The following is a 25476-nucleotide window of genomic DNA, read 5'->3' as shown; positions in this document are numbered from 1 at the left end:
TCCCCCTTTTTATTTTTTTGATAATAATTCATCTAAAAATATTGCAATCTCTTCTTCCACTTCTACATGCATCTGCTCATTTCTCTCTGTTTCATAAGTAGCGTACACTTCTATTACCGATTGCTTTTCCAATAAATTATTTAATTGCGCTTCCAATCCCTTCCCGTAATTCCTTACTTCCGTGATAATCTGTGATTTTTCGCCATCCAACAACACCTCCAATTCCGCAACTTGCTCTTCTCTTTGCCCGTCCCATTCCTCTATTGGTTTAATAGATTGCTTATGGAAGTACGTCCGAATGGTCTGAACTATTTCTTGGGCTGAATCTTTATGTAATTTCCAAGGAGTGTAGTCACTTGCTGCTATAATAGATATATTAAAAGCAAAAAGAAATAGTAACCCCATGAGTCCAGTCCGAATCGTTTTCCTCATACCCCTCCCCCTCTATTTGTTACGATTGATGTTACGTCCCATCGTATCAGATGGAGTTATAAAAAGAATCGGATAATTAAACTATTTTTCTCATAGGAGGAAAGAGTCTTTACGAGAGATCTTTTAAAAGAGGAAGAAATGATCAGAGTCTTAAAGGATAGGATTTATCTCCCAAAACGGTTTCTTTTAATAGATATTTCTTTAAATCGGAAAAAAGATAATCCGTACCTTATCTTGCTTAAGAACTAGATAGTAGAAATATTATCCATAGTTCATGCCTTTTCGTCATAAAACGAGCGTTCATGCTAGATTTATTGAAAGAGCCTCTACCTTACGACAGCATTTCTTTCCCGCAGAACGAAAATCGACAACACAAACTCAAAAGATATTCTATTAAAAAATGAAACCTATTCTAATCAATTTCCGTATATGGTAGAGGTATGTAATGAGGACAAAGGGAGGAATTATGATGAAACCATTGACGAAAAAACGCTTAAAGGCCTCACTAATTGATGGCTGTATTAGCACGGCAGCTTCTCTAGCTGCAGAATATTTCTTACGGAAAAAAATAAAAAACGAAGCATTCCATATGATTGTGTTACCAATTCTGAGCCAGTACACATTAGAATATGTGCAACTCAAAAACAGTGGACAGACAATTGGTTACAAACTAATGGGAATCGAACTAAAAAGTGAAGACGGCAAGGAATTGACGAACGAACAGATCTTAAAAAGAATGGTGCACCGGGACACTACTAGCACCATCGCGTACATAAAGAATAGGGATAGCTTTGAAGGCCAAGCAGGAAAACTATTCCCTCATGACCGCAAAGCTGGAACAATTGTAATGGAAACAACTAAATAAATAATCTACAGCTCGTCCAAAAAGTGACAGAGCTGTTTTATTTTTGAGAAAAGCGAAACTGAATTGACTTCTATTCCAACCTTTTTTGCCACTCATTCACTTTAATACATAAAAGCATTACTCCGCAAAAGAAAAATGGTTGACTATTAACGAAACTCGTCTTATAATTTACTGCAATTACTTTGTTTGGTGGAGACGAGCGGGGATGAAGGATTTTTTCAGTAAGTTATTAAACGGAATGAGTATCGGAATTGTTGTCGCACTAATTCCAAATGCTTTATTAGGTGAAATTTTAAAAATATTAATTCCATATTTTCCAGCTTTGGAGCATTTATTTGATATAACCGTAATGGTCATGAGTTTACTGCCGATTTTAATTGGAGTAATGGTTGGAGTAACATTTAAGTTAACACCGATTCAAACAGCTTCTGTCGGCATTGCAGCGACGATCGGCAGCGGGGCTATTATGAAAACCGAAGAAGGGCTATTCGCATTAAACGGTATCGGGATCGTGATTAACACTGGTATTACGGCGGCACTTGCTGTCTTATTTGTTCTATGGATTGGAAATCGTTTGAAAGGCTATTCCATTCTATTAATACCGACTTTAAGTATTATTGTTCCAGGTATGATAGGTTATGCTTTACTTCCTTTCATCCGTCATTCAACCGGATTGTTAGGAGAATTGGTTGCTGCTGTTACAAATATGCAGCCGGTTTTGATGGGGGCAATGATTGCAGTGATTTTCTGTCTCATTATCCTCTCCCCTATCTCTACTGTTGGTGTTGCAACGGTAATTATGCTTTCCGGTATCGGCTCTGGAGCGGCAAATCTCGGGATTGTAGCAGCAGGTGTTGGGCTTGCGATTGCAAGCTATAAAGCAAACTCGCTCGGTACAGCTCTTGCCCATGTGCTTGGTTCCCCGAAGATTCAAATGCGGAACTTCATCATGAAACCGAAAATTGCGTTTCCTATGCTGATTACCGCAGCTTTCCTTGGAGGACTTGCGGGGGTATTAAATATTCAAGGGACGCCTTATAGTGCGGGTTTCGGTTTATCTGGACTAGTCGGGCCTTTAAATTATATTAATCTTGCTGAGGGCGGCTGGACGTTAAATAATATAACGATTATGCTTGGCACGTTCCTCATCTTGCCAATTATATTAAACTTAGGATTAATCTATGTGTTCTCCCGGAAATTAAAAATGATTAAAGCAGATGACTATAAATTGAACTTTGAATAGGGCTGGGGATAAATGTCCCCGCCCTATTTTCTTTCCAACTTATATCCCGACTCAACGTATCGCCTTTTCTTTTTCCTTTGTACTTGATGTGTATGGTTCATTTTTTAAAAACCGGATAATAGATGCTGTCGCTTCCTCAACCTTTTCAGCTAAATAGTTCGTGCGTTCATATAAGACACTGCGAAAATGATCCAGTTGCCGCACTACCTTTGCTGTCATTGCTTCCTGCTCCTCGACTCGCTTCTCCAGACCTTTCATCCTGTTCTTGTCAATGGCTAATTGGTTCGTGATCTCCTCCTGGCGTTCCATATATGCTGTAACTTGTTTTGCAAGCCGTTCATTCTCCTCTGAAATAGCTGCTAATTTCGTTAACAGTCTTCTATATTCCGTCTCGAATTCCTGCCATTTCTGCATATTCAGCACATGTTGCCTGTCAGTTGATGATTTTATTTCCGCTACATGCTTCTCGACCGATTCATTGAATTGCGTTTGTTCTTTAAGCCTTTCAGTAGTACGGTTATGAAAATATATTACCTGATTATTATCATCAACCGTTTCATCCGTCTGATAAATATCTTCGTAATCGCCATTGATATATAATCCCATGGTTTCACCCCTTACTTGGTTACTCCCCTTATTTTATGCAAGAAATCGACCGTTAGGGAATTCTTCATTACAGCCGATAGTCCTCATTTATTGGAATCATGGATCTCATCTTACGCTTGCCAATCCGCCGGCCAACTTTCTCTAGAATCAGTTCAAGAGATTCCTCCTGTTTCAAATCATAATCTGCAATATTAATTCGTAAAACAGGACAGGCATTAAAGCTGTCAATCCACTTACTATACCGGTCATGCATTTCTTCCCAGTAACTAACCGGTGTCTTCCGCTCCATCTCTCGCCCCCGCTGGCGAATACGACCAATTATTTCATCTAAAGATCCTTCCAAATAAATCAATAAATCTGGGTGCGGGAAATATGGCGTCATGACCATCGCATCGAATAGGTTTTTATATGTTTCATAATCCGTAGGTGACATTGTTCCTTTTTCGTAATGCATTCTCGCAAAAATTCCAGTATCTTCATAAATCGAGCGATCTTGAACAAAACCGCCACCGTATTCAAATATTTTCTTTTGTTCCTTAAAACGCTCCGCCAGGAAATAAATTTGTAAATGGAAACTCCAACGCTCAAAATCCTTATAAAAGCTTTCCAGATATGGATTATGATCCACTTTTTCAAAAGATGTTTTAAAATCGAGTGCCTCCGCCAAAGCTGTAGTCATCGTCGATTTCCCAACACCTACCGTACCGGCAATCGTAATTACTGCATCATTCGGTATACCGTATTTCTCTCTCCAATTCATTTGCTTGCTCCTTTAATTGTCAGCTGTTCGTTAACCATGTTTAAAATTTTTTCCAGATGATCCTGATTTTGCATGAAATCCATCTCATCCCCGTTAATCCAAATTAGCGGGATATCGGGATTTTCTTTTTCAAATTCGTTCATGAATTGTTTATAATCCCGCGACAGTTGCTGTAAGTACTCCGATTCAATATTTTTCTCGATTTTTCTTCCCCGCTTCCTAATTCGTTCCATAATCGTATCGAGACTACCGGTTATATAAATGACAAGATTAGGTTGCGGCATGTCCTTCGTTAAAATCTCATAAATCTGCCTGTATTTATCAAACTGACCTTCATCTAAAGTCCGTTTTGCGAATATCATATTTTTCGCCATATGATAGTCCGCTACGACCGGATGACCATGCTTCAAATAGTCCTTATCTATATCTTCTAACTGTTTATATCGATTACACAGGAAAAACATTTCTGTTTGAAAACTCCACTCATTTATATCTTCATAAAATTTGTCAAGAAAAGGATTCTCACTTACAATCTCTTTCAACAAATGAAATTCAAAATGACTGGCGATCTTTTTTGCAAGTGAAGTCTTACCAATACCAATTGGACCTTCAACTGCAAGAAAAGGTACCTTCGTCATTATTATTCCTCCTTCAAATTAGATCCTTCATATTTTATCATACTTCATATGTTCCAACCATCACCATTAAAGTGAAACTCCATTTAATAAAAGGTACTTTTTATTCCCCACTGAATGGTATAGACGAATCGAGCTACTACTGGATGGTAGATCTCCCCATTTCGTATTAACGTGTTTCCGAAAACCCTGAAGCGTGATGCATCCAGCCTGTTACACTCGATAGTCGCGCCTACTTTCATAGCTATATAGTACATTCGCCTTTCCCAATTAAAAATTACTGCATTTACTATTATAAGCTCAACTTTCGTAACCTGAAACACAGGATACATCTTAAAAAAATTGAAAGAACTTCCATTCAGCGTAAGTGAAACTTTCATTTAGGCCCACAGTTTATTTAAGGAGACTGCCTTTTGTTGCAATACCATGCCTAACTATACACATCATCGACTATAAATCCCTGGTAAGATTGATTTTTTCAGGAGCGAGAGTTTAGTTATAAGGAAGATTTGAGGTGAAAGAATGCAACGACTGGAAAAATTTGTGGATCCTCTACCGCTTTTAAACACACTTCAACCGAGTAACAAAACAAGGAATGGTGCACATTACGATATAACGATGGAAGAATTCCCGGCCAAATTACACCGTGACTTGCCGCGAACCACATTATGGGGATATAATAGGCAATTTCCTGGACCGCTGATTGAAGCATTCCGTGATGAACCGGTATCTGTAACATGGCATAATGAGCTGCCGAACAGACATATCCTGCCCGTTGATACTTCCATCCATGATTTGGATAAACTCCCTACCGTCCGTACAGTTGTCCATTTACACGGGATGGAAACAAAGCCAGAAAGCGATGGGCATCCTGATGCTTGGTATACAAGAAATTTCCAAGTTACAGGGCCAACATTTACACAACGGACGTTTCATTATCCAAACCATCAGCGCAGCAGCTTACTTTGGTATCACGATCATGCAATGGGACTGACAAGGCTCAATGTATATGCCGGGCTTGCCGGAATGTACATTTTACGGGATAAACATGAAGCATCCCTAAACCTCCCAAGTGGTGACTACGAAATTCCATTAATGATTGTCGATCGGAGCTTCCATCCAGACGGCTCCTTATCCTACCCAGCGCAACCAAATGACGCTGATCCCAATTTACCGAACCCTTCCATTGTGCCAGCATTTTTAGGAGATACAATTGTTGTAAACGGAAAAATTTGGCCATATTTGGAAGTAGAACCTCGGAAATACCGTTTCCGTATTTTAAATGCCTCTAATACGAGAGGTTACCGGCTGTCGCTTGATAATGGAGAGGTTTTACATCAAATCGGCTCAGATGGCGAGCTGCTTAGAAAACGCGTCGAAATGGAAGAAATCGGGCTGCAGCCTGCCGAGCGTATCGATGTCATCATCGATTTTTCGGAATTAGAAGGCCAAACGATTATACTAAAAAATAATCTTGGACCAGGTGCTGATCCAGCTGACGGAATGGGAGAAATTATGCAATTCCGGGTTACAGAAAAGCTAAAAAGTAAAGATACGAGTAATTTACCTGTTAACCTTTCCTATGTCCCTTCCTTAAAACAAGATGAAATTAAGACGGTCCGTTATTTAAAACTAGTTGGTTCCACTGATGAATATGATCGTCCTTTACTGCTTTTAAATAATCTGAAATGGCATGATCCAGTTACGGAAAATCCACAGTTAGATTCGACAGAGATTTGGGCATTCATAAACACAACCAACTTCTCCCATCCAATCCATATTCATCTTATTCAATTTCAAGTGCTGGATCATCAGACCTTTGATCTTGAACGATTCAATGAAGATGGGACCCTTTTGTTTACAGGGGCACCACAAGCTCCTCTTGCGAATAATCGCAGTTGGAAAGATACAATTGAAGTACCCGCTGGAACGATGACCCGCGTGATTGCAAATTTCGGTCCCTATACTGGTGAATACGTCTGGCATTGCCACATCCTCGAACATGAAGATTATGACATGATGCGCCCGTATCGCGTAATTACAGATGAAAGAAAGGACAAAAAATAATGAAACCGGCTGGAAAAACTAACACATTCCAGCTGATTTTCATGCTTTCCATATTGATTTTGATTGATAAGAGTCAGAACGGACATAAGCGCTAGAATCTCTCACAACATCTTGTTTAAAATTTTCCTTTACAACGAAAAAATGGGACAGAGCCTCTGTCCCATTTGGATTAGATTGTGCGAATTCGGATTACATCCTCGATTGTATTAATTTCGGCTTCCATTCCTGGAATGACGTCCCCGTTCACTTTCTCGTCAATATCAATCATCGTATATGCCAAGTCACCACGGCTTTTGTTAATCATTGCCGCAATATTTAGGCCCCTTTTAGAAATAATCGCACTAATTTGGCCGAGCATATTCGGTACATTATGATGGAAAACCGTAACCCGGCGCTTTCCTGTATAAGGAAGAAACGCATTCGGGAAGTTCACCGCGTTTTTAATATTACCTGTCTCTAGGAAATCTCTCACCTGGCGAGTTGCCATTCGTGCACAATTTTCCTCTGATTCAATCGTTGACGCACCAAGATGGGGTAATGTTATCGCATTTTCCATATGAAGTAAGCGATCATTAGGGAAATCAGTAATGTATTTACCGACACGGCTCTTCTCCAGAGCCACTTCAAGCGCATCTTCATCGACAAGCCCGCCACGCGAGAAGTTCAGAATATGGACGCCTGGCTTCATCTGTTCAAAAGCTTCCCTATTTAGCATACCTGCTGTCTCATTTGTAAGGGGAACATGAATTGTGATAAAATCCGCCTGTTCAAATACATCTCCAAGAGACATCGCACGCTTAATATTCCGGGATAGTTCCCAAGCCGTATCAACAGAAATATACGGGTCAAACCCAATAACATCCATATCAAGATTCAGTGCATCATTAGCAACCATCGCTCCAATTGCACCAAGTCCAATGACGCCTAGCTTCTTCCCTTTCGCCTCACGTCCGACAAATTGCTTTTTCCCTTGTTCAACGAGCTGCGGTACTTCTTCCCCTTTGCCTTTTAAATCTTTCACCCAATCGACTCCGTTAAACAGGTTACGAGAGGATGCCATAATAGAAGTAAGCACGAGTTCTTTTACGGCATTCGCATTTGCCCCAGGAGTATTGAATACAACAATACCCTGATTGGAACAAGCATCAACGGGAATATTATTCACACCCGCGCCAGCACGTGCGATAGCTTTTAAATTTCCACCGAATGCCATGTCGTGCATCGGATAACTCCGGACAACAATTGCATCCGGATCATTTGCTTCATTATCAATTGTGTAATCTTCATCATTAAATATTGCGAGACCTACCTCAGCAATATGATTCAACGTTTTAATTCTTTTTGTTTTGTCTAAAGTTATTGTTGTCATCTCTCTACTCTTTCTCCTTTTTACTCTTACTTTTCTTTCTAATCTCCACAACGCAGCCTAGAAACATAAAAAGAGACTGGAAAAAAACTCCAATCTCAGAAAGATCTAGAAAACAACAAATAAACCTTTGTTGTTCTTCTGTCCTTTTGCCTGAGATTTTGAACCCTTCGGCGATGCATATGCATTCTCTCCAGAAGCCGCTCCCGTTATAGTGTCACCCATAACATTCGTCGCTTTTGAATATTCTATTCATTCAAGTCGCCTCCTTAAACATAAAAAGGCAAGGAGTTAAAAATCCCTTACCTCTGCCCAGGCGATCGACATGATTTCATTATGTGCTCCCCCGCGGTGGTCTCCGCGTTTCGCCAGTTACACATAACGTTTCAATTGTTGATGTTATCTTATCAGAATTAAATTATTTTTTCAATGGATAAAACAGGTTTTTTAAAAGTTTTTTAATAATGGTCTTTCCAATTATAGACCGTCTCTTATATAATGTATTCACATTATTGTAGTTGTTTCGAAAGGGTGGACTTTTTGAATATTATTATCGAACCAGATTCGTTTAAAGGAAGCTTATCAGCAATGGAAGCAGCTAAAGCGATAGTCTAATGGGACTCCTTTTATGGATGGAAGAAGAAATTATGCGTTGTAAGGAGAATGTGATAAAAAAGAGAAAGAAACGCGCTTCATTATTACGTTTCTTTCTCTTTTTTACGTGCCGCAAAATGTTTGATAAGATGTCCCGGTGTCATAATTTCTTTTCGCAAATTCCTTCTGTTCATCTGTATGGGCAAAGGGATTTTTCAATAGATGAATTAACTCTTCTGCTGGCGTATAATCTTCCTTTTGAACTGCCGCTTCGATGGCGTCCTCTACCCACTTATTTCTCGGAATCAATGCCGGATTATGCTCATACATAAGCTTGTTGCTTGCTTCCTGCGTCTCGCTTTGTATTTTGATCCTTTCCTGCCATTTGATTTTCCATTTTTTAAATTCATCCATACGTCCAAGCGGAAAGTCTTCTTCTTTGCCATACGTTAACGCTAGGAACGTATTCGTATAATCGGCATGATAATGTTGCATCAACGTGAGCAGTTCTTCAATGAGGGCTTCGTCCCCTTCTCGTTCACCGAATATCCCGAGTTTCTGTCGCATCCCTTTCAGCCAATATTTCTTATATAAGGGACCAAATTCTGAAATAGCTTCTTGTGCATATTTCAAGGCTTCTTCCTTGCTCCTTCCGAGTAAAGGAAGCAGTGTCTCCGCAAAGCGCGCCAGATTCCATGCGGCAATGCTCGGCTGATTCCGGTAGGCATAACGCCCATTCACATCAATCGAACTGAATACAATATCCTGATGATACGCATCCATGAAAGCACATGGACCATAATCAATTGTTTCACCGCTGATCGTCATATTATCGGTATTCATCACGCCATGAATAAACCCGACGAGCTGCCATTTCGCGACTAATTGCGCCTGCCGATCCAACACGTTTCTCAAAAAAGCGAGGTACGGATTTTCCGCATGTTTTACTTCTGGATCATGCCGCTCAATTGTATAATCAGTAAGTTGCACAAGTTCATCTATTTCACAGAAGTGGGCTGCAAATTGAAATGTACCTACCCGAATATGACTGGAAGCCACCCTCGTCAAAATCGCACCCGGGAGTATCGTCTCCCGGCGAATCCCTTCCCCTGTCGTCACTACAGCAAGGCCCCTTGTAGTAGGGATATTTAAGCCATGCATCGCTTCACTAACCATGTACTCCCTAATCATTGGCCCAAGTGCAGCCCGGCCATCACCACCACGGGAATAGGCTGTCCTCCCTGCACCCTTCAGCTGGATATCGAAGCGTTTGGAGTCAGGTGTCACTTGTTCCCCAAGCAGTACCGCACGTCCATCACCGAGCATCGTGAAATGACCGAATTGGTGACCGGCATAACTTTGAGCTAGCGGTATCGCATTTGGCGGGAGAGCATTTCCCCCATAAATAGCGATTGCTTCATCACTTTGCATTTCTTCATTATTGAGACCAAGTGCTTTTCCAAGTTCCTCATTATAAAAAACAAGTTGAGGATTCGCCACCGGGTTCGGCCTCAATTTTTGATAAAAAGTTTCAGGGAGTTCCGCGTACGTGTTCTCCAAGTTGAAATTAAATAAATTCGTCATAAGCTCTCCTTTTATAGCTTGTCATTACCCTTTAGTATACTTGGTAAGGACTAGATTATTCCAATGTGAAAACTTGACTCAATAATTAAATCCCCTTCTCTTGAAAAATCGCTCCTACTCCTGTATAGTAAAAAGTAATTGCATAAGTTGAATGTTTTCTAGGGTTCCGCAACTTTGTTGGTCTGAGACCGAGAGAAAACTCGCAGCTTTGCTGTGCCACGGAAGGATAAAAGCCTGGGAGATACTGTATTTTCACAGTTTCTCCCAGGCTTTTTTGTTTTTCGGAAATTCTTATTTTGGAGGTGCAATACAATTGAATAAAGAATGGATGAAAGTGATTATTGCTGCTTTCTTTGAAGTTTTTTGGGTGATTGGTTTAAAACACGCACAAGATTTTTGGACTTGGGCTGGAACGGTTGTCGCCATCTATATCAGCTTCTATTTAATGATTATGGCTGGAAGGAAACTCCCGGTTGGTACGGTCTATGCGGTTTTTGTCGGTTTAGGAACAGCGGGAACCGTTTTTTCTGAGATAGTATTCTTTGGAGAACCATTCGGGTTAGAGAAAGTAATATTAATTCTTATTTTATTAGCAGGTGTCGTTGGTTTGAAATTAGTGACACCGGATAACGTTAGGGAAGGCGGTGAATCCTAATGGCATGGACTTCGTTAATTTTGGCAGGTATATTTGAAATGTTCGGTGTTGCTATGATCAATAAATTGCATATCGACCGAAACTTTAAAGCATTAGGTTTGTTGATTCTTGGATTTGGGGCTAGTTTTATTTTTCTTGCATATGCCATGAGGACGCTTCCGATGGGAACAGCTTATGCAGTTTGGACAGGGATCGGCGCTTCCGGGGGAGCAATTTTAGGTATGTTAATTTACGGAGAATCCAAGGACTGGAGAAGGATTGTTTTTATTAGTATGGTACTAGGTGGTGCAGTTGGTTTGAAGCTGATTTCATAAAACTTCATAAATCATAACTCAACATTTGCCGTCTGAAACAGTTATGTATTCCTTGGCTATCTAAAGGTCCGCAGTCCCGACACCTCTCGCTTTCCGCAGAGGGCTGTGAGCCTCGACGCATAGGATGTGCTCATGCAGACGTTGCCACATACAAGAGCGTTCTTAGACCGCCTCGGGCTGAGCACTAAAGGGGCTCACCTTACTCTAATGGGAAAACTACTGAGGTTTATTTTCCCATTCGCATGCTCACCTTACTTTAATGGGAAAATTACTGAGGTTTATTCTCCCATCAATCTGTTCAGCTTACTTTAATGGGAAAACAACTGGGTTTTTTCTCCCATCAGCATGTTCAGCTTACTTTAATTGGAAAACAACCTGGGGTTATTCTCCCATCAGCATATTCAGCTTACTTTAACGGGAAAACAACTGGGTTTTATTTTCCCATATGCATGATTAGCTTACTTAACTGGGAAAGTATCCGTCCACCGGGCAACTGAACGGTAATCAGGACACCAAAATAATGACAGCAAGATACTTACGTTGAATGAAAGCATTCATTCATTTTGAGAAGACTTTTTTAATTAATAACGGTTAGGGGCGCTTAATTAGGATGATTTGCTTTAATATTTTCAGGGTGCAAAAGTTGAGTCATAAAAAAAGCTGAAATGGCTAGGACATAACTATTCTAAAATGAGTTAAATCCACACAAAGGCGCAAGCGCCCGTGTTGTTATGTCCCAGCCACTTTCCTCATCTGCTTGATGATCGATACAATAGCAAGTCCAACAAAGGTTCCGATACATAAGAATATAATCGGCAAGAAAACAGGACCAATTAACGCACCGAATATTCTCAAGGTGGAGGAGTAGATTAATCCAATTGTTCCGAAGTATGCGCTGAAAACAAATGGGAGAAAAGAGTAAGGAGACCTCGCTCCTCCTGCATCCCGATAAGCATCCCAAATGGCAAACATATATACACATGGATAGAACATAAGCCAAAGATAATTCGTCTCCGCAATGGCCGTTTGCATCTCTCCTCGGAAACTATAAATGATCACCTGATTCAAATTTGATTTCACATTAATCATGAATTCAGCTGTAATGAAGATAAGACCTTTCACGATTTTCCCATTCAACAATTGTCCAAAACCCGGCAGAGCAATACTCCAAAATATTTTTTCAAGCGGTGATTGCTTCATCCTTTCACATCCTACAGATTAAACGTTTGATAGCATATTAATTATGTTTGTTTTTGCTTTTCGCAAGCTTCTCTTTATCCACTGTACCTGGAGGTTGCTCCAACCATCCGTTTTCAATCATAATCTCTGCTCCATCTTTCGCATATTGTGCTACTTCAAGGGATAAACGTTCATAATTCACGATAAGATCATGCCGCTGACTTGCTCCAGCAGCCGTTGCATAATTTCCAATTCCTAACGCACACAACTCTGCGAACAAGAACATCCCTAGCTTTTCCGAGAAAGGGGGAATCGTTGAATCCGTTATGGAAACATCTGATGAAAGAGGTGCTAGCAAATCATTGTCGGAAAGTATCTTAGCAAAGATTCCAATATGTTTTTTCGTAATATCTCTCCCTCTTAGCATCCAGTTCTGCACCTTCTCAACGGCAGAGACTTGCGCAAAGCTTATTGCAAGCTTCCCTCCAATCATATTCGTCCGTACGTTCATATGAAGATAAGATATTTCCACTGCATTTAGTGGTCGCTTATTACTGAATGGATTCATTCCACTAAAATATTTCTTGCTGTCAATCATGTCTGCTTTTGTTGGATAAGGAATATATGGAGGCCGCACAAATAAACCTTTATCTACGGAAATATCCGTTGCCCTATCATACAACTCCAATACTCCCGTGATTCCTTCCTTAAAAATAGTTTTAATATCTTTCCTGGCACTCGTGGTGATAAAACCACTGTACGCAACTAATCCAACCCTAGTCAAATGCCCAATATATTCAAGCATAAGCCCGTCGGTATATAAGCGCGGTGCATTCAGATTGACATCTTCCTTACCAAAGCCAGCTGGCAGCGGGAGCTTCTCCATAATAAAAAGTTGGTCTAATTTATTCACATGTGTACTTATAAAATCATAAGTTTGTTGGACAAGTGATCGGATTTCCGAATCCTCAACGTCTTTTAAAAAATATTCTAATATACATTGATTCATACTGTCATTCATGTAGGATGTCCAAATTGCTGCGATTTCAGATGATGTTAGTTGTGTATTAGAGTTAGTCATAACATTACCTCCAGCGAATAATTACAAGCACCTTTATTCTTCACATATAATGTAAAATGATACATAAAAGAGCGCGCATTTTAATTAGCGCGCTCTTTAGCAAAGTAAGTATGACCGTTTACTCCTCTTCCTCTGGATCGTTTATATCTCTTCCATTCTTACTCAATTCAAACAATCCTGTGGCGGCAAGTCCACTAATTCCTCCAGCCCAGCTGCGGACAAGAAGATCTGCTCCAAGAAATGTTGCAGACGCTCCAAGCGCAACACCAATAAAAATGGATGCTAAAGGTAAATACCGCTTAGGCACTATTTTGGAAACTTTTAATGCCTGAACAATGCCTGTTGTAACAGGAGCGATTATTGTCCCCATCATAAGAATCTCTACCATGGCTAACCACCTCACCATCATTATATGAAAAGCAAAATAAAGATGTCTCTGCATTTGACATAGATGATAGTTAATTGCTCGCTGATATACTAAAAAGGTGTGTCTCCTAATCATAAGAGAATACACCTTTTATTAAACTTCTGTCATTCCTATCTTCCTAATCTTCCGGTCCATAAAACTTCCATAAAATGATCCCTTGTACAATCAAGCCACCTATAGCCATATACAACCAAATCGATAACATTGGGTTAGTCCACATTGATTATTATTCTCCCTTCCGAATCAGTATCCTACGATTAAATAAAGTGAAACTTCATTCAGTGAGGGTCTCCACTGAATGTTAGTCGAACAGGATCGGGATTTACGGACTGTATATCTCCTCCACTTTCACATGTTGGGCTTCCTTCATGTTTAGAGGTGGGGGTATTACAGACCGTCAATGCGTGATTACGCAGTCTGATCATCTGGGCGCTTTAATACATTAGCCAAAATGATCATTACAGCAATCCCCACACAAGTTGCCCACCCTCCAGCTGCGAGTGGACTGGATTCAATTCCTGTGAATACGATCATTAAATAAGATACAAGCCCAATAACCATAGACGCTTCCGCTGCACGTGGAGAGGCTTTTTTCCGGCTGAAAACAGCGTACATAATAGGACCAAGCGTGCCCGCAGAAACTCCGGAAATCCCAATCCACATCAAGTCGCCAAGAAATGGAGGCGGACTTAATACGAGAAAGCAGGCAAGTATTCCAATAACAATAACAGCCCAGCGACTAATACTCATAGCCGTCTTTTGCATCTGTTCATCGGTTACTTTAACAATTCCTCGTTTAACTAAAAATTTTCTATAAATGTCATTCGCAAATACAGTAGACATGACGACGAATAATCCGTCTGTCGTTGATAGGGCAGCAGCCAAAATCGTAACTACAACTAATGCTCCTAAAAACGCCGGCATGCTCCACTCTACATAAGCAAGTAAACCTAGGTCAGCATTTTGCAACTCTGGTACAGCAACACGACTATAGAAACCACCGAATAAAACAAGTAAGCAAAGCACCGTAGTAATAATATAAACAATAAACATTTTTCGTAAATCACTAGGTTTTTTAAGTGATAAGACTTTGTTGAATAGTTGTGGCTGAGATGCAAAAGCAAATTGAATGATAAATAAACCTAGCACTGCTGAAAAGGCATAGTAATTCGATTCTGGATTGAAAACCTTTAATAAATTCCCGTCTTGTTCTTTGAAGTTCTCGGTAATGTTAGAAAAAGCCGCATTAATATTTCCGTCACCGAATATAACAATACCAGAAATAAATACAATCACAGCAACTATAATCATTAACATCGCTTGGATGGCGTCCGTATAAACGTCGGCATAGGAACCCCCTACGAACACATACGCTATAACAATAACAGCAATAATAACTAGTCCGATGCCATAACTAGTCCCCACAATTTTCTCGAAAATTTGTGCACCTGCGGAGAATTGAGCAGCGATATAAAATAGATTAAATAACATGATAAGTCCGGAGCCAACTCTTAGAAAGTCACTGTTATAATAGTCTCCAAGCCAGTCGGGAAGGGATAAGGAACGTTGCTTTGTATTAACTTTTCTGACCATTTTTCCAACTGTAAGAAAGCCGATGGGAGTTGCTACAGATAACGATAAATAAAGCCATAAATTACTGAATCCCCAGGCATGCGAATATCCTGGATACCCCATAAATGTCGCAGCACTCATTACCGTTGCAGCGAAGGATAAGCCTAAGACAACAGGCCCTAAATTTGCTCCACTTATGGCAAAGTCATCAATTGTTTTCGTCCTTTTCGTCGCAACGACGATAACTATAGCCATAACTAAAATAAAAATAATCAATTGAATCCAGAACCATGTTGATAACATCGTTTCACTCCTACTGACCATAATATTTCCGAAATAATTTTTAATTGACTTTAATAGGCAATAATACAATTCCTGGAGCATTAAGTGTTTGTACTATCAACATATCAAAAGGGGGAAGGTTTTATGAATGATTTTTTATCTAAGGAAATCCACAGTCTGGCAAAACAAATAAAGAAGGGTGAAATCTCTCTAGTACAACTCGTTAAAAGCACAATTGACCGAATTAAAAAAACAGACCCCACATTAAATGCTTATATTACAGTGAATGAGGACAAGGCTCTTAAAGATGCAAATGAGATGGAAAAAGAAATCAAGCAAGGCAACTATAAAGGACCTCTGCATGGCATACCAATTGGGATTAAAGATAATATCTTTACAAAAGGGATTAAAACAACGATGGGTTCCGAAATATATAGGAATTTCTCACCAAAAGAAAATGCTTTCGTAATTAATAGATTAATCAAAGCAGGTGCCATTATAATCGGTAAAAATAATACACATCAATTTGCCTTTGGTCCGACTGGAGACCGTTCTCATGTTGGACCGGCACACAATCCTTATAATATAAAGAAAATGACAGGCGGATCCAGTGGGGGATCAGCTGCTGCCGTGTCAGCATATCTATGTTTCGGCGCCTTAGGAACCGATACAGGTGGTTCCGTCCGGGTTCCAGCATCTTTTTGCGGAATTGTAGGCATGAAACCGACATTTGGAAGTATTAGTAATCGGGGTGTCTATCCCCTTTCTTGGTCACTTGATCATGTTGGACCACTGACAAGATCTGTAATTGATAATGCTTTGCTATTAAATGAGATGGTTGCGTACGACCGAGAGGATCCCAAGTCTATTCGACGGAAAAAAGAAGATTACACTCGCCTATTAGGGAAAGATATGAAAGGAAAAATAATCGGTATCCCCACAGCTTATTATTACGAAGATATTGATGAAGAAATTCAATCTGCCATCAAAAACGTGATTCACACATTTGAAATGTTAGGAGCGGAAATAAGACAAATTAAACTTTCCATCAGTGAGAGAAGTTTAGAGGCACAACGGATAATTCTGCGAACGGAAGCCTACACTGTTCATGAGAATAACCTTAAGGAATATCCGGACCTTTGGGATGAGGAAGTCAAAGAAAGATTACAAACAGGCCTTCTAACAAAAGGCTTTGAATTCGCCCGTGCACTCCAAAATAGAGAATTAGCGAAAAAGGAATTCAACGAGGCACTAGACGATTGTGATATTTTACTCACGCCTACCATGTCTATTTTACCACCCGATATTGGAAGTAGAGATGTAACAATTACGAACAGGTATGGGAATCATATCCGCTCAACTATTACGAAACTCACGTCCCCGACTAATTTGAATGGGTTCCCTAGCTTAACTGTTCCATGCGGCTTTTCAAAAGACAGCCTTCCTATCGGAGTACAGCTTATAGGAAAAGAATTTGACGAAGCAACTTTGTATCAATTCGGCTTTGCGTTGGAGCAGGAAATCTCCCAAGAAATCAATAAAAAACGTCATTCTATTATGTTGTCTTTATAAACAGTCGTCCCCATTCCTGATCCAATTTTTAAGCCCTGAAGATACAAAAGCATGGATCCGATAAACTACTAACCGCCGTATTTTCCACACGTAATGTGTCATCTTTTCCATTCATGAAATTTAAAAACACAAAAAGCAGTGAGTATATCGCTTTGCTCACTGCTTTCATAATTACTTTTAACAAATAGATTCTTTTTTCATGTTAATACATTAGTTTATTTTAATTCTCGACGATCCAGGCTTAAGTCTTTTTGATTTTTATTTTCCTGTTGAATCACTTCATTGAAAAGATTATCATTTGGATTGTTCGGGCGATGAAGAAGTGGCGGCAATTGTTGTTGCGCTGCTAAGGATTGCAGGTCCCTAAATGTAACAGGCTTTGCTTCATCCACTAATTCATAGCCTAATTGACCACTAATTTCTATTGTACCAGTTTTCACATCGGTTATGGAAGATATCCCCTATTCTCTTAATTTAGATTCTAATTGGTCAACGGACATACGCAGCTTTTTTAAATTCCTACTTAAAACTTGTCCGTTTTGGATAACTAGTATTGCTTTACCCATTATCCACTTTTCTGCAAAATCAAATTTTACCGAAAGAAATTGGACAGTGATCAATAGAGCAATGAATAAACATAAAACCAAAATTGTTTTCCATAATCCATCCTCCCCCACCCCATGTCCAATCATAGAAGCCACTGTGAAGGAGCGCCAACATAAACGTAATAATTAAAAATATACTAAATAACTCCTGTGCAGCAACTAAATTCGCATTGAAAATGGAAGTAAATCCGCTGATAATATCCCCTTTATACACCCATGCAATGACAAATGTTCCGAGTAAGGTTAGTAACACAACACCTTTGCGGAAAATCATCGTCATAATAATCAAAAGCGTAAACAAGCCGTATAATAAATGAGAAATGGTCAATTCCAAATGCACACATCCTCTCATATAACATGCAATAGCCTATGCAAGAATATGAGGAAATGCTCCTGGAAACTTCCTTGTATTCATCACGTTCAATATGTGTATAGAATTGACATGTCTTCTAGGGAGAAGCAATGATTTAAACAGCATTATCGTTAGATGTTAAGCCATCTCTGCTTCTTGAATAATTAGAAACCTGCTTCTCCGCAATCAAATTGTCTAATATTTTTTTACTGTTTCCTAATGCCACCTGCATCACCGGGCCAAGTGCAAAGACCATAACTACAGTACCGACACCAATCGGTCCGCCTAATAAAAATCCAGCGACCGCAACACTGACTTCCATCATCGTACGTGCAACTCGTATACTTAATTTAAACTTTTTAACAATGAGCAGCATCAGACTATCTCGCGGACCTGCTCCTAAATTTGCTGAAATATAAATACCCGAACCACTACCTAATAATAAAATGCCGAGAATAAAACTGACCAGTTGCAGCGTAAAAGTATGTAGATCGGGAATCAGCCAATTAAAAAAATCGATAAATAAACCGACCGAAACCATATTTAAAAAGGTACCTAGTTTTGGAAATTCACGTAAACCAATAGAAGCAATCGTAATTACGATAATCCCTGCGATAATGGACCACATGCCAATCGATAACCCGAGATTTTGAAATAGACCAATATGCAACACATCCCAAGAGCCCACACCAAACCGCTGACCTTTGATGGTTAACGATACTCCGAGACCTAGCAGCATAATTCCGATAAAAAAGAAAACCCAGCGGTAAACAAAAGCTTTTTTCATCTACATCCTTCTTTCTATTAAGATACGGCAAAAATCTGCATTAATACTTATTCAACTAATCTATTATAGCTAATAAAGCTTTTTACGAGAAATTAGTTGCTTGGTAAGTGGTTAATTGAACCGTAAACATCCAGCTTTCCTATTTTGGGAAAATTACAATTTTATTTGTTTTTCTTAAATTATTAAGCTACAATCTTATTGAACTATGTGTAGTTATCAATTAAAGTGGTTAAAAAAGTTCCTGCCTAAAAATAAGTTACTTTACGAGGGGGAGTAAATTGAAAATAGCAAAAGTGTTAATTATACTTATAATGATCTATTTTGGGATCAGATTTATCTATCCAATAACGGATTCTCTTTTGTTTGTTGTAATATGGTATTCAGCAATAATATTTGGCTTAATAAATCTCGAGAGGTTATTTAGCAATACAACAACATACCTGATAGTAAGCTCAATTATATTTGGATTGTTTTTAGGTTCCGCTTTTTTTGTTATCGAGCATAGTTTCTTATTAAATAGCGAAAAAACAGTCGAAACTGTAAACGTCTTTATACCTCTTATAGCCTATATAAATTCTATAAAAAGATTTAAACATTTGATTTAATGATTATTGCAGTGAAGAAAGATGAATTAGACAGGTATGGTGGTACGGTTTGTGGGTACTGAGCCTGCAAGTGCATCATTTATAACCACTGGCAATGAAAAGTAAATAGCTATTGGAAGTTAGCTTCCAATAGCTATTATTTGTTCTAGTTTAACGCTTTTTCCACACATCTTCTTTGTCTTACTACGGAGGGAAACTCAAACCCGCTTAAAGCCCCCCTAATACCTCCCAATATAGCTCATCGTATCTATCCCATTCATTAAATCATAATGCCGCAGTTTTAACTCGAACAAGAAAAGAGGATCTTGATAGATTTCAGGTTGTTCACGCATCTCATTTAAAGAACCGTTCTTTTCTTCAATAGCTGCTTGTACTTCCTCTATTATACGATGGAGCTCTTCCTGTGGATTGAAGAAAAACTTGTTTACATCCCATCCGATGGATTCCTCAAAAAACTGTAATTGCTGGGTAAATGTTTTTGTCATTTCCTCCGCGACTTCACTGTAATCAGCATTCTCGATATAGTCCCTATACCTCCCGAGGAGCATCTCTTTATTTTTTGACAGGGGAGCTAACAGTTTTCCAGCTCCTTTTAATAACAACTGGGAAGGATTATTCCGCAACAAAATATTTACTTCTTCAAAGCGTAATAATCCCCTTGATATCCGCTCGATATCCCGCTTCCAGTCATCCAATATTTTAAAGTCACCTGACAATACAACTTTCTCTTGTTTAAATTGCTGGTTTATATTTTCACTCACTTCATCAAATAGCATCTGGCTTTCTTGAAACTCTCTTTCGCAAGTATCTAACCATTCCTCTGTCACAGATTTAAATTCGGCTAAGACTTCCTTTTCCATGTACTGTGCCATCCGGTTATTCATTTCTTCATTCAATACAAGATGAAGTTTGGAAAAGTCGCTGTCCTCTTTCACTAAATCGGAACAGTTCTTGAGTAACTCAGGTAGTTTAACTTGCGCTTTCTCCATTAATTTATTCTTTAAATCACGGAACGAACTTATCATGATGTTGGCCTTATCTTTCTCCACATCAAGTATCTCTTGATGGAAATCATGCAGTTCTGTTAAGACCTCCTCACTCCAATCAATTTCCCGCAAAATAACATTCTCGAGCTCTGCCTGCTGGTCTGAAATGTATGCTAATGCATCTTTAATAACTTCTCGAATCCTTGTTGGGCCTACCTCTTCTATTTTATATTCATCTAGCCTAGGTCCCATAAATTCTGTTAACCCTTCTAGTAAACCTTCTTTCTCCGCCCACACTTTAATAGAATCCAAAAGCTTTATTCCTTCTTCTTTGCCACTTTGATCCGGACTTGCATTTTTAAACGCTTGTTCTGCTTCCTGAATCAATGATGTATCCATCGCTGAAGGGAAAAGCTCATTCCAGGCTAGTATTGCGGCCGAAGAGATGAGACGATCGGAAGTCGAAGATACCGCTAACCAATTCGTTAAATGATCCTGCACTAAATTTGAAACATCATTTATTAAAAATCTACCACTAATTAAATAATAGTACCCTTCTTTAAATAGACTTGGTAGATTCCTCCAGTTGTAAGAGGCTTCCATGTTTTGGTACAAGAGAAGCTGGTTCACCTCTTCTAGCCAACGAAAATAATACTCGCTTTGCTTAAAGCTCCTCCATAATCCATCCGTCAAACGTTCAAAATGATATTTATCAATAGAGTATAATGTAACTAACACGTTATTGAAATAAGCAGGATCATGGTTAGATGTGACGCCAAGGTTGGCATACCCTTCTAATACCTCAAACCAGGACAGAGATTCCGTCCGGATTGCTTCATTAACTGCAAGTTCGATTGCACTATCCCAATCTTTGATACTCTCAAAATAACGCTTTGCTATTTCTGTTACATCAGCATAATCTGGATTCAATTGAACCGCTTTTTTAATGATATCAACGGACTTTTCCATTTGGTCTTGTTGGATATACAGCGAGAAAAGTTGCAGCATGACTTCTGTTTTTAATGTAACGGAATCCGTCTCCACTTCCTTATAAAACTTCTCTGCGTACTCCAATAAACCCATTTCCATGTGCGCATCTGCTATATTTTTCTGTCCCCATGGTATCAAGGATTTGTCTAAAGGATGCTGCCACTTATAAATCGCAGCTTCATAATCTTGATTCAAGAAATAAACTTCTCCTTGAGCAAAACGGATCGCAGACAGTTCAGGCTGTTCCTTCTTCATTTCTTCCATATACATCTCACCCAGTATCTTGATTGGGTGCTCTTTTTCTTTTTCATTTTCATCTATAATCGTTTGATAATAGGATTTCATAATTAATTTATTCTCCATCGTTACGATCATTCCTTTCTTCGGATACATAACTTATACTATTCATCCATTCACGTATCAATCACCAAAGTTTACTATAGGATGATAAAGGGCACAAATCTTATCCTCATTAAAGAATAATTACCCCCATCTGGTCCGCTTCTAACAGCGCAAAAATTATGACTAGAGCGCCATTCCTATCGCTCTAGAAATAGCGCTCCATAATTACGATAAAATAAAACCTCATTCAGTGGGAGTTTTTGCTCTTTTCCCACGGAGTGTTAATTGAATAAATTAGGTTGTTAGCGCTCCTTATCTACCCCCCTAAATTGTTTTAATTTATCTACCCATTTTCAGCATAAAAAAGAATAGCCAACGGTAAATATATGCCTTGGTCATCTATATCATTCTTTTAATATACAGCAGAAAAAACTTATCCTTCATCTTTAATATTTGTTCAATTAATTTATTATAGCAGATAAAGCTTTTTCAAGAAATTAGTTTCCTAGCGGTTTCTTTGGATTAGTGGAAACCCAGCCACCAACAGCACGCTTCTTAGGGTCACCTTAATAACTTACGGCTTGAGGTTCCATACCTGCACTGTTACGCTATTCCTGGAAAAACGTATCGTTCGGTGTTATTTTGACTGCTCTGCATTAAGGTTGAAACTTCGGTTTGAACAATAAAAAAGGATCAGTCCCCTCCCATGCTAACACTTTAGCACAGCAAGGAACTAATCCCATAACTTCAAAGCCTCGCTTGGATAAGACAAGTGCTCTGACCGCTCATCTTACTTCAAGTTTTCAAAAACATCAACTGCTGCTTGTGCAACTTGGATATCATGCTCAACAGCACTTCCACTTGCACCAACAGCCCCAATCACTTTATCATTTTCAACTAAGGGGATGCCTCCGCCAAAGAGAACTAACCGCCCATTATTTGTCGTGTTTAATCCATAGAGTTCAGCGTGCGGAACAGTCGCTTCAGCTAAATTGGATGTTGGCATTTTTAAAGCAACAGAAGTCCACGCTTTATTTTGTGCGATGTCAACGCTAGCCAACCAGGCATCATCCATACGATGTACTGCGATAAGATTTCCACCCTCATCCACAACAGAGATAACCATTTGTATTCCAAGTTCTGCTGCTTTTTTCTCGGCACCTTCGATAAGTTGCTTTGCTAACTCAAGATTCATTTTCGTCATGTACTACACTCCTCCCGCTCCTTATTGTAGGAATTTTATAAAAATCATTTCCATCCTTAGTATAAAAGTTACTTTCCCTTCCGTAAAATAGCTAATACTGATATTCCTCCATCTGTAAAACTGATATCATTCTTTTAAATTAGAAATAGGACTGTAAAAAATTATAAAAAAATCAGTGGATAAGAAAACACCCACCGATGTATTTTTTTATATGATAAAAAGAACAAAGTTGCCCTTCAAACGGAATATTCTTTAATTGCCGAGATATCTACATTTGGATTAACGAACGGACGGGGAATTTCATTTTCTAATATATGAATGGTATCAATAAACTTTTGCATCGTTTTTGTTAAATACGTATCCGCCTGTCTAATGAAGACAGTTGATATCTCACTATATTTTTTAGGTACTGGGTAACACCGAACATCCCCAGCTAATTTTAAATAACGAACAGTGGATTTGGGTACAAGACTGATCCCAAGCCCAGCTATCACACTTTCCAAAATCGTTTCCAATGTTCCAAATTCCATTACTTTAGCATTCACAATTCCGCTATCATGTAACCAATTCTCCAGCCGCGCTCGATAACTGCATCCCTTACTAAAAACAAGCATTGGCCTATTTTTCAAACTGCTATAACTAACTTTTTTGTTATCTGCTATTAAAACGAGTTCTTCCTTAAAAACTTCAATCTGCTCAATATCGGGGTGCCTCCCAAATCCTGTAACAAAGGCACCGTCTAATTTGCGATTCAAAATATCATTTATTAAATCATTGTTAACACCCGTTTTTAGTGTTAACTCCACATTGGGATAATTTTTATGAAAGTTGGATAAAATCATCGGTAGCTTCGTGACGGTCTCAACAGTCCCGATCTCGAGAGTACCTGAGGGATTGCTACATTCTTGAAATTCTTTCTTCATCTCTTCTATCATGTGTAAAATCTTCTCTGAATGGACTAAAAGCCTCTTTCCTTCCGAATTTAATGTCGTTCCTTTACTATGACGATCAAATAGTCGTGTTTTCAAACTTAATTCTAATGACTTAATTCGAGAAGTGATATGGGATTGTACATAATTAAGTTCATCTGCAGCTTTACTAATACTTCCATTACGAGCAACACTTTGAAAAATTAGCAAGTCTTTAATTTCCATTCTTTCCCTCCTTGTCTACTCTACCGCTCAGTATTTGTGATGGCATCTGTCATTATAAATCGTTATACATGATTTACTTCCATTTTATAGCACTTCTTAGTTTTAGACAAATTACAATTATCAGACATAGGAGATAAGAAAGAATGAAGAACCTGAGACAAGGAACTTATAAACTATATAATAAAGACAGATTAAGTTCTTATAAAAATAAGCTTCCTTATCACTCTATAAGCGTGATGTTTACTGTTTTTCTTCCCCAGTTGTATGCTTCTTCTTTTGTTGGGAGATGTACATCTATTTTATTTCCTTTGATGGCTCCACCTGTATCACCTGCCACAGCATATCCATAGCCTTCTACATAGACTTGTGTACCTAGCGGAATAACATTAGGATCTACAGCAATAACTTTTGCATAAGGGTCGTTATTCAGATTAATTCCAGTTGCAGTAACACCAGAACAGCCGGAACAGCCTGCAGTATAGGCGGTTGCTTCAACAGCAAATGTTTCTCCTCTAACTTCCCCGGTTGTTGTTTCCTCAACCTTGTTGGCCGATTCAACTTGCTCTTCTACAGCCTCTTGACTCTCTTCCGCTGAATCCTGACTCTCTTCCACTGCCTCTTGATGCTCTTCATTTGCGTCAGTACCTGTCTCAACTTCCGGTTCATCTGCTGTTTGCTCCGACTCTTCACTTACTGTTGGTTCAACTCCCACACCATTCACATTTAAACGCTGTCCCGTTATAATTAGGTCGGAGGGTAGATTATTCCATTCCCTCAGTTTATCGACCGTTACATCTTCACTATAGGAATTACTAATATGTGTCAGAGTATCTCCCTCTTGCACAATATAAAACTCCGCCTCCGTCTCTACTCCGAGTTTCAATACTTGTTTCGGATGAATTAATGACGATTTGAGTCCATTTATTTCCATCAATATTTCAACAGTTGTATTATTTTCATTCGCTATTTTCCAAAGACTGTCTCCCTTTTGTACCTCATAATCAGCTGCTGACACTGAAGTCGCAGCAATCCCTATAATAACCAGCCCTATCAATACGGATACTAACTTTTTCATTAGTAGTCCCCCTTTTGTTATTGCGTATTGTCAAAAGTTTCTTAGTAAAAACCTGTGTTTTCATTGTTTTTATGCGTTTTAACACAAAAAAACTTGCCACCCCCTTAAAAATAGGTTATTTATGAGGTAACCACACACTCAA

At 39.0% G+C, this 25476-nt stretch carries 23 protein-coding genes, 1 pseudogene and 3 riboswitches; of the genes and pseudogenes, 6 read left to right on the top strand and 18 right to left on the bottom strand.

Annotation, left to right across the window (positions count from 1 at the left end; genetic code table 11):
• Nucleotides 1-9: 9 nt before the first annotated feature.
• Nucleotides 10-432 (bottom strand): hypothetical protein, encoded by a 423-nt coding sequence (locus GN217_RS05710; protein WP_156855707.1) that lies wholly within the window; start codon nucleotides 430-432, stop codon nucleotides 10-12.
• Nucleotides 433-901: 469 nt separating this feature from the next.
• On the opposite strand from GN217_RS05710, the gene GN217_RS05705 reads away from it, so the two are divergent.
• Entirely contained in the window at nucleotides 902-1297 is a 396-nt protein-coding gene (locus GN217_RS05705; protein WP_156855820.1) for an RDD family protein, read from the top strand.
• A gap of 205 nt (nucleotides 1298-1502) precedes the next feature.
• Nucleotides 1503-2540 carry a PTS sugar transporter subunit IIC gene (locus tag GN217_RS05700; RefSeq protein ID WP_156855706.1) on the top strand — a complete coding sequence of 346 codons (1038 nt, stop codon included), beginning with the start codon at nucleotides 1503-1505 and terminating at the stop codon, nucleotides 2538-2540.
• 51 nt (nucleotides 2541-2591) lie between these two features.
• Here GN217_RS05700 and GN217_RS05695 read toward each other — a convergent pair whose 3' ends face one another.
• The 3 genes from GN217_RS05695 to GN217_RS05685 all read right to left on the bottom strand — a co-directional run bounded on the left by GN217_RS05695 (nucleotide 2592) and on the right by GN217_RS05685 (nucleotide 4544).
• Nucleotides 2592-3146 carry a hypothetical protein gene (locus tag GN217_RS05695; protein ID WP_156855705.1) on the bottom strand — a complete coding sequence of 185 codons (555 nt, stop codon included), beginning with the start codon at nucleotides 3144-3146 and terminating at the stop codon, nucleotides 2592-2594.
• Nucleotides 3147-3213: 67 nt separating this feature from the next.
• Entirely contained in the window at nucleotides 3214-3906 is a 693-nt protein-coding gene (locus GN217_RS05690; protein ID WP_156855704.1) for a deoxynucleoside kinase, read from the bottom strand.
• Nucleotides 3903-4544 carry a deoxynucleoside kinase gene (locus tag GN217_RS05685; RefSeq protein WP_156855703.1) on the bottom strand — a complete coding sequence of 214 codons (642 nt, stop codon included), beginning with the start codon at nucleotides 4542-4544 and terminating at the stop codon, nucleotides 3903-3905. Before GN217_RS05685 ends, GN217_RS05690 begins: the two co-directional genes overlap by 4 nt.
• Before the next feature lie 519 nt (nucleotides 4545-5063).
• On the opposite strand from GN217_RS05685, the gene GN217_RS05680 reads away from it, so the two are divergent.
• Nucleotides 5064-6608, top strand: coding sequence for a multicopper oxidase family protein (locus tag GN217_RS05680; protein WP_156855702.1), 1545 nt, complete (start codon nucleotides 5064-5066; stop codon nucleotides 6606-6608).
• A gap of 169 nt (nucleotides 6609-6777) precedes the next feature.
• Here GN217_RS05680 and GN217_RS05675 read toward each other — a convergent pair whose 3' ends face one another.
• Both GN217_RS05675 and GN217_RS05670 read right to left on the bottom strand, forming a co-directional pair.
• Complete coding sequence (locus GN217_RS05675; protein ID WP_156855701.1) at nucleotides 6778-7977, bottom strand: phosphoglycerate dehydrogenase; 1200 nt, start codon at nucleotides 7975-7977, stop codon at nucleotides 6778-6780.
• A gap of 128 nt (nucleotides 7978-8105) precedes the next feature.
• Nucleotides 8106-8181, bottom strand: a riboswitch (glycine riboswitch).
• Between the two features lie 96 nt (nucleotides 8182-8277).
• Nucleotides 8278-8360: riboswitch (ZMP/ZTP riboswitch) on the bottom strand.
• 331 nt (nucleotides 8361-8691) lie between these two features.
• Complete coding sequence (locus GN217_RS05670; protein WP_156855700.1) at nucleotides 8692-10152, bottom strand: protein adenylyltransferase SelO; 1461 nt, start codon at nucleotides 10150-10152, stop codon at nucleotides 8692-8694.
• Nucleotides 10153-10299: 147 nt separating this feature from the next.
• Nucleotides 10300-10395: riboswitch (guanidine-I (ykkC/yxkD leader) on the top strand.
• Between the two features lie 70 nt (nucleotides 10396-10465).
• On the opposite strand from GN217_RS05670, the gene GN217_RS05665 reads away from it, so the two are divergent.
• Both GN217_RS05665 and GN217_RS05660 read left to right on the top strand, forming a co-directional pair.
• On the top strand, nucleotides 10466-10807 hold the full coding sequence (locus GN217_RS05665) for a DMT family transporter (RefSeq protein WP_156855699.1): 342 nt from the start codon (nucleotides 10466-10468) through the stop codon (nucleotides 10805-10807).
• The gene (locus tag GN217_RS05660) at nucleotides 10807-11121 is read left to right on the top strand and encodes a DMT family transporter (protein ID WP_156855698.1); all 315 of its coding nucleotides are present in this window, start codon (nucleotides 10807-10809) and stop codon (nucleotides 11119-11121) included. Before GN217_RS05665 ends, GN217_RS05660 begins: the two co-directional genes overlap by 1 nt.
• 729 nt (nucleotides 11122-11850) lie before the next feature.
• Here the strand turns inward: GN217_RS05660 and GN217_RS05655 are convergent.
• The 4 genes from GN217_RS05655 to GN217_RS05640 all read right to left on the bottom strand — a co-directional run bounded on the left by GN217_RS05655 (nucleotide 11851) and on the right by GN217_RS05640 (nucleotide 15683).
• Nucleotides 11851-12321, bottom strand: coding sequence for a hypothetical protein (locus GN217_RS05655; protein WP_156855697.1), 471 nt, complete (start codon nucleotides 12319-12321; stop codon nucleotides 11851-11853).
• A 37-nt stretch (nucleotides 12322-12358) separates the two neighbouring features.
• Nucleotides 12359-13381 (bottom strand): DUF3231 family protein, encoded by a 1023-nt coding sequence (locus tag GN217_RS05650; protein ID WP_156855696.1) that lies wholly within the window; start codon nucleotides 13379-13381, stop codon nucleotides 12359-12361.
• Nucleotides 13382-13499: 118 nt separating this feature from the next.
• Complete coding sequence (locus tag GN217_RS05645) at nucleotides 13500-13769, bottom strand: holin (protein ID WP_156855695.1); 270 nt, start codon at nucleotides 13767-13769, stop codon at nucleotides 13500-13502.
• A gap of 447 nt (nucleotides 13770-14216) precedes the next feature.
• Nucleotides 14217-15683: a sodium:solute symporter family protein gene (locus tag GN217_RS05640; protein ID WP_156855694.1), complete on the bottom strand. Its 1467-nt coding sequence runs from the start codon at nucleotides 15681-15683 to the stop codon at nucleotides 14217-14219.
• Nucleotides 15684-15806: 123 nt separating this feature from the next.
• On the opposite strand from GN217_RS05640, the gene GN217_RS05635 reads away from it, so the two are divergent.
• Nucleotides 15807-17234, top strand: coding sequence for an amidase (locus tag GN217_RS05635; protein WP_156855693.1), 1428 nt, complete (start codon nucleotides 15807-15809; stop codon nucleotides 17232-17234).
• 215 nt (nucleotides 17235-17449) lie between these two features.
• Here GN217_RS05635 and GN217_RS19535 read toward each other — a convergent pair whose 3' ends face one another.
• The 8 genes and pseudogenes from GN217_RS19535 to GN217_RS05595 form a co-directional block, all read right to left on the bottom strand.
• Entirely contained in the window at nucleotides 17450-17674 is a 225-nt protein-coding gene (locus tag GN217_RS19535; RefSeq protein ID WP_156855692.1) for a hypothetical protein, read from the bottom strand.
• A 21-nt stretch (nucleotides 17675-17695) separates the two neighbouring features.
• Nucleotides 17696-17800, bottom strand: a complete 105-nt coding sequence (locus GN217_RS19530) for a YetF domain-containing protein (RefSeq protein ID WP_198042600.1) — start codon at nucleotides 17798-17800, stop codon at nucleotides 17696-17698.
• Between the two features lie 133 nt (nucleotides 17801-17933).
• Nucleotides 17934-18173, bottom strand: a pseudogene (locus GN217_RS05620) (hypothetical protein); the annotation flags it as partial.
• A 133-nt stretch (nucleotides 18174-18306) separates the two neighbouring features.
• Nucleotides 18307-18978, bottom strand: a complete 672-nt coding sequence (locus GN217_RS05615) for a YczE/YyaS/YitT family protein (RefSeq protein WP_156855690.1) — start codon at nucleotides 18976-18978, stop codon at nucleotides 18307-18309.
• 823 nt (nucleotides 18979-19801) lie between these two features.
• Nucleotides 19802-21922, bottom strand: coding sequence for a tetratricopeptide repeat protein (locus tag GN217_RS05610; protein ID WP_232334345.1), 2121 nt, complete (start codon nucleotides 21920-21922; stop codon nucleotides 19802-19804).
• Nucleotides 21923-22691: 769 nt separating this feature from the next.
• Nucleotides 22692-23105, bottom strand: coding sequence for a GlcG/HbpS family heme-binding protein (locus GN217_RS05605; protein ID WP_156855688.1), 414 nt, complete (start codon nucleotides 23103-23105; stop codon nucleotides 22692-22694).
• A 236-nt stretch (nucleotides 23106-23341) separates the two neighbouring features.
• Nucleotides 23342-24259 carry a LysR family transcriptional regulator gene (locus GN217_RS05600; RefSeq protein WP_156855687.1) on the bottom strand — a complete coding sequence of 306 codons (918 nt, stop codon included), beginning with the start codon at nucleotides 24257-24259 and terminating at the stop codon, nucleotides 23342-23344.
• A 220-nt stretch (nucleotides 24260-24479) separates the two neighbouring features.
• Nucleotides 24480-25334: a 3D domain-containing protein gene (locus tag GN217_RS05595; RefSeq protein WP_156855686.1), complete on the bottom strand. Its 855-nt coding sequence runs from the start codon at nucleotides 25332-25334 to the stop codon at nucleotides 24480-24482.
• Nucleotides 25335-25476 lie beyond the last annotated feature (142 nt).

The sequence above is a fragment of the Oceanobacillus sp. AG genome, assembly GCF_009746545.1.
GTDB classification, from domain to species: Bacteria; Bacillota; Bacilli; order Bacillales; family Amphibacillaceae; genus Oceanobacillus; species Oceanobacillus indicireducens.
The sequence above is the reverse complement of the archived record's forward strand: the minus strand, read 5'-3'. Positions and strand labels throughout refer to the sequence as shown.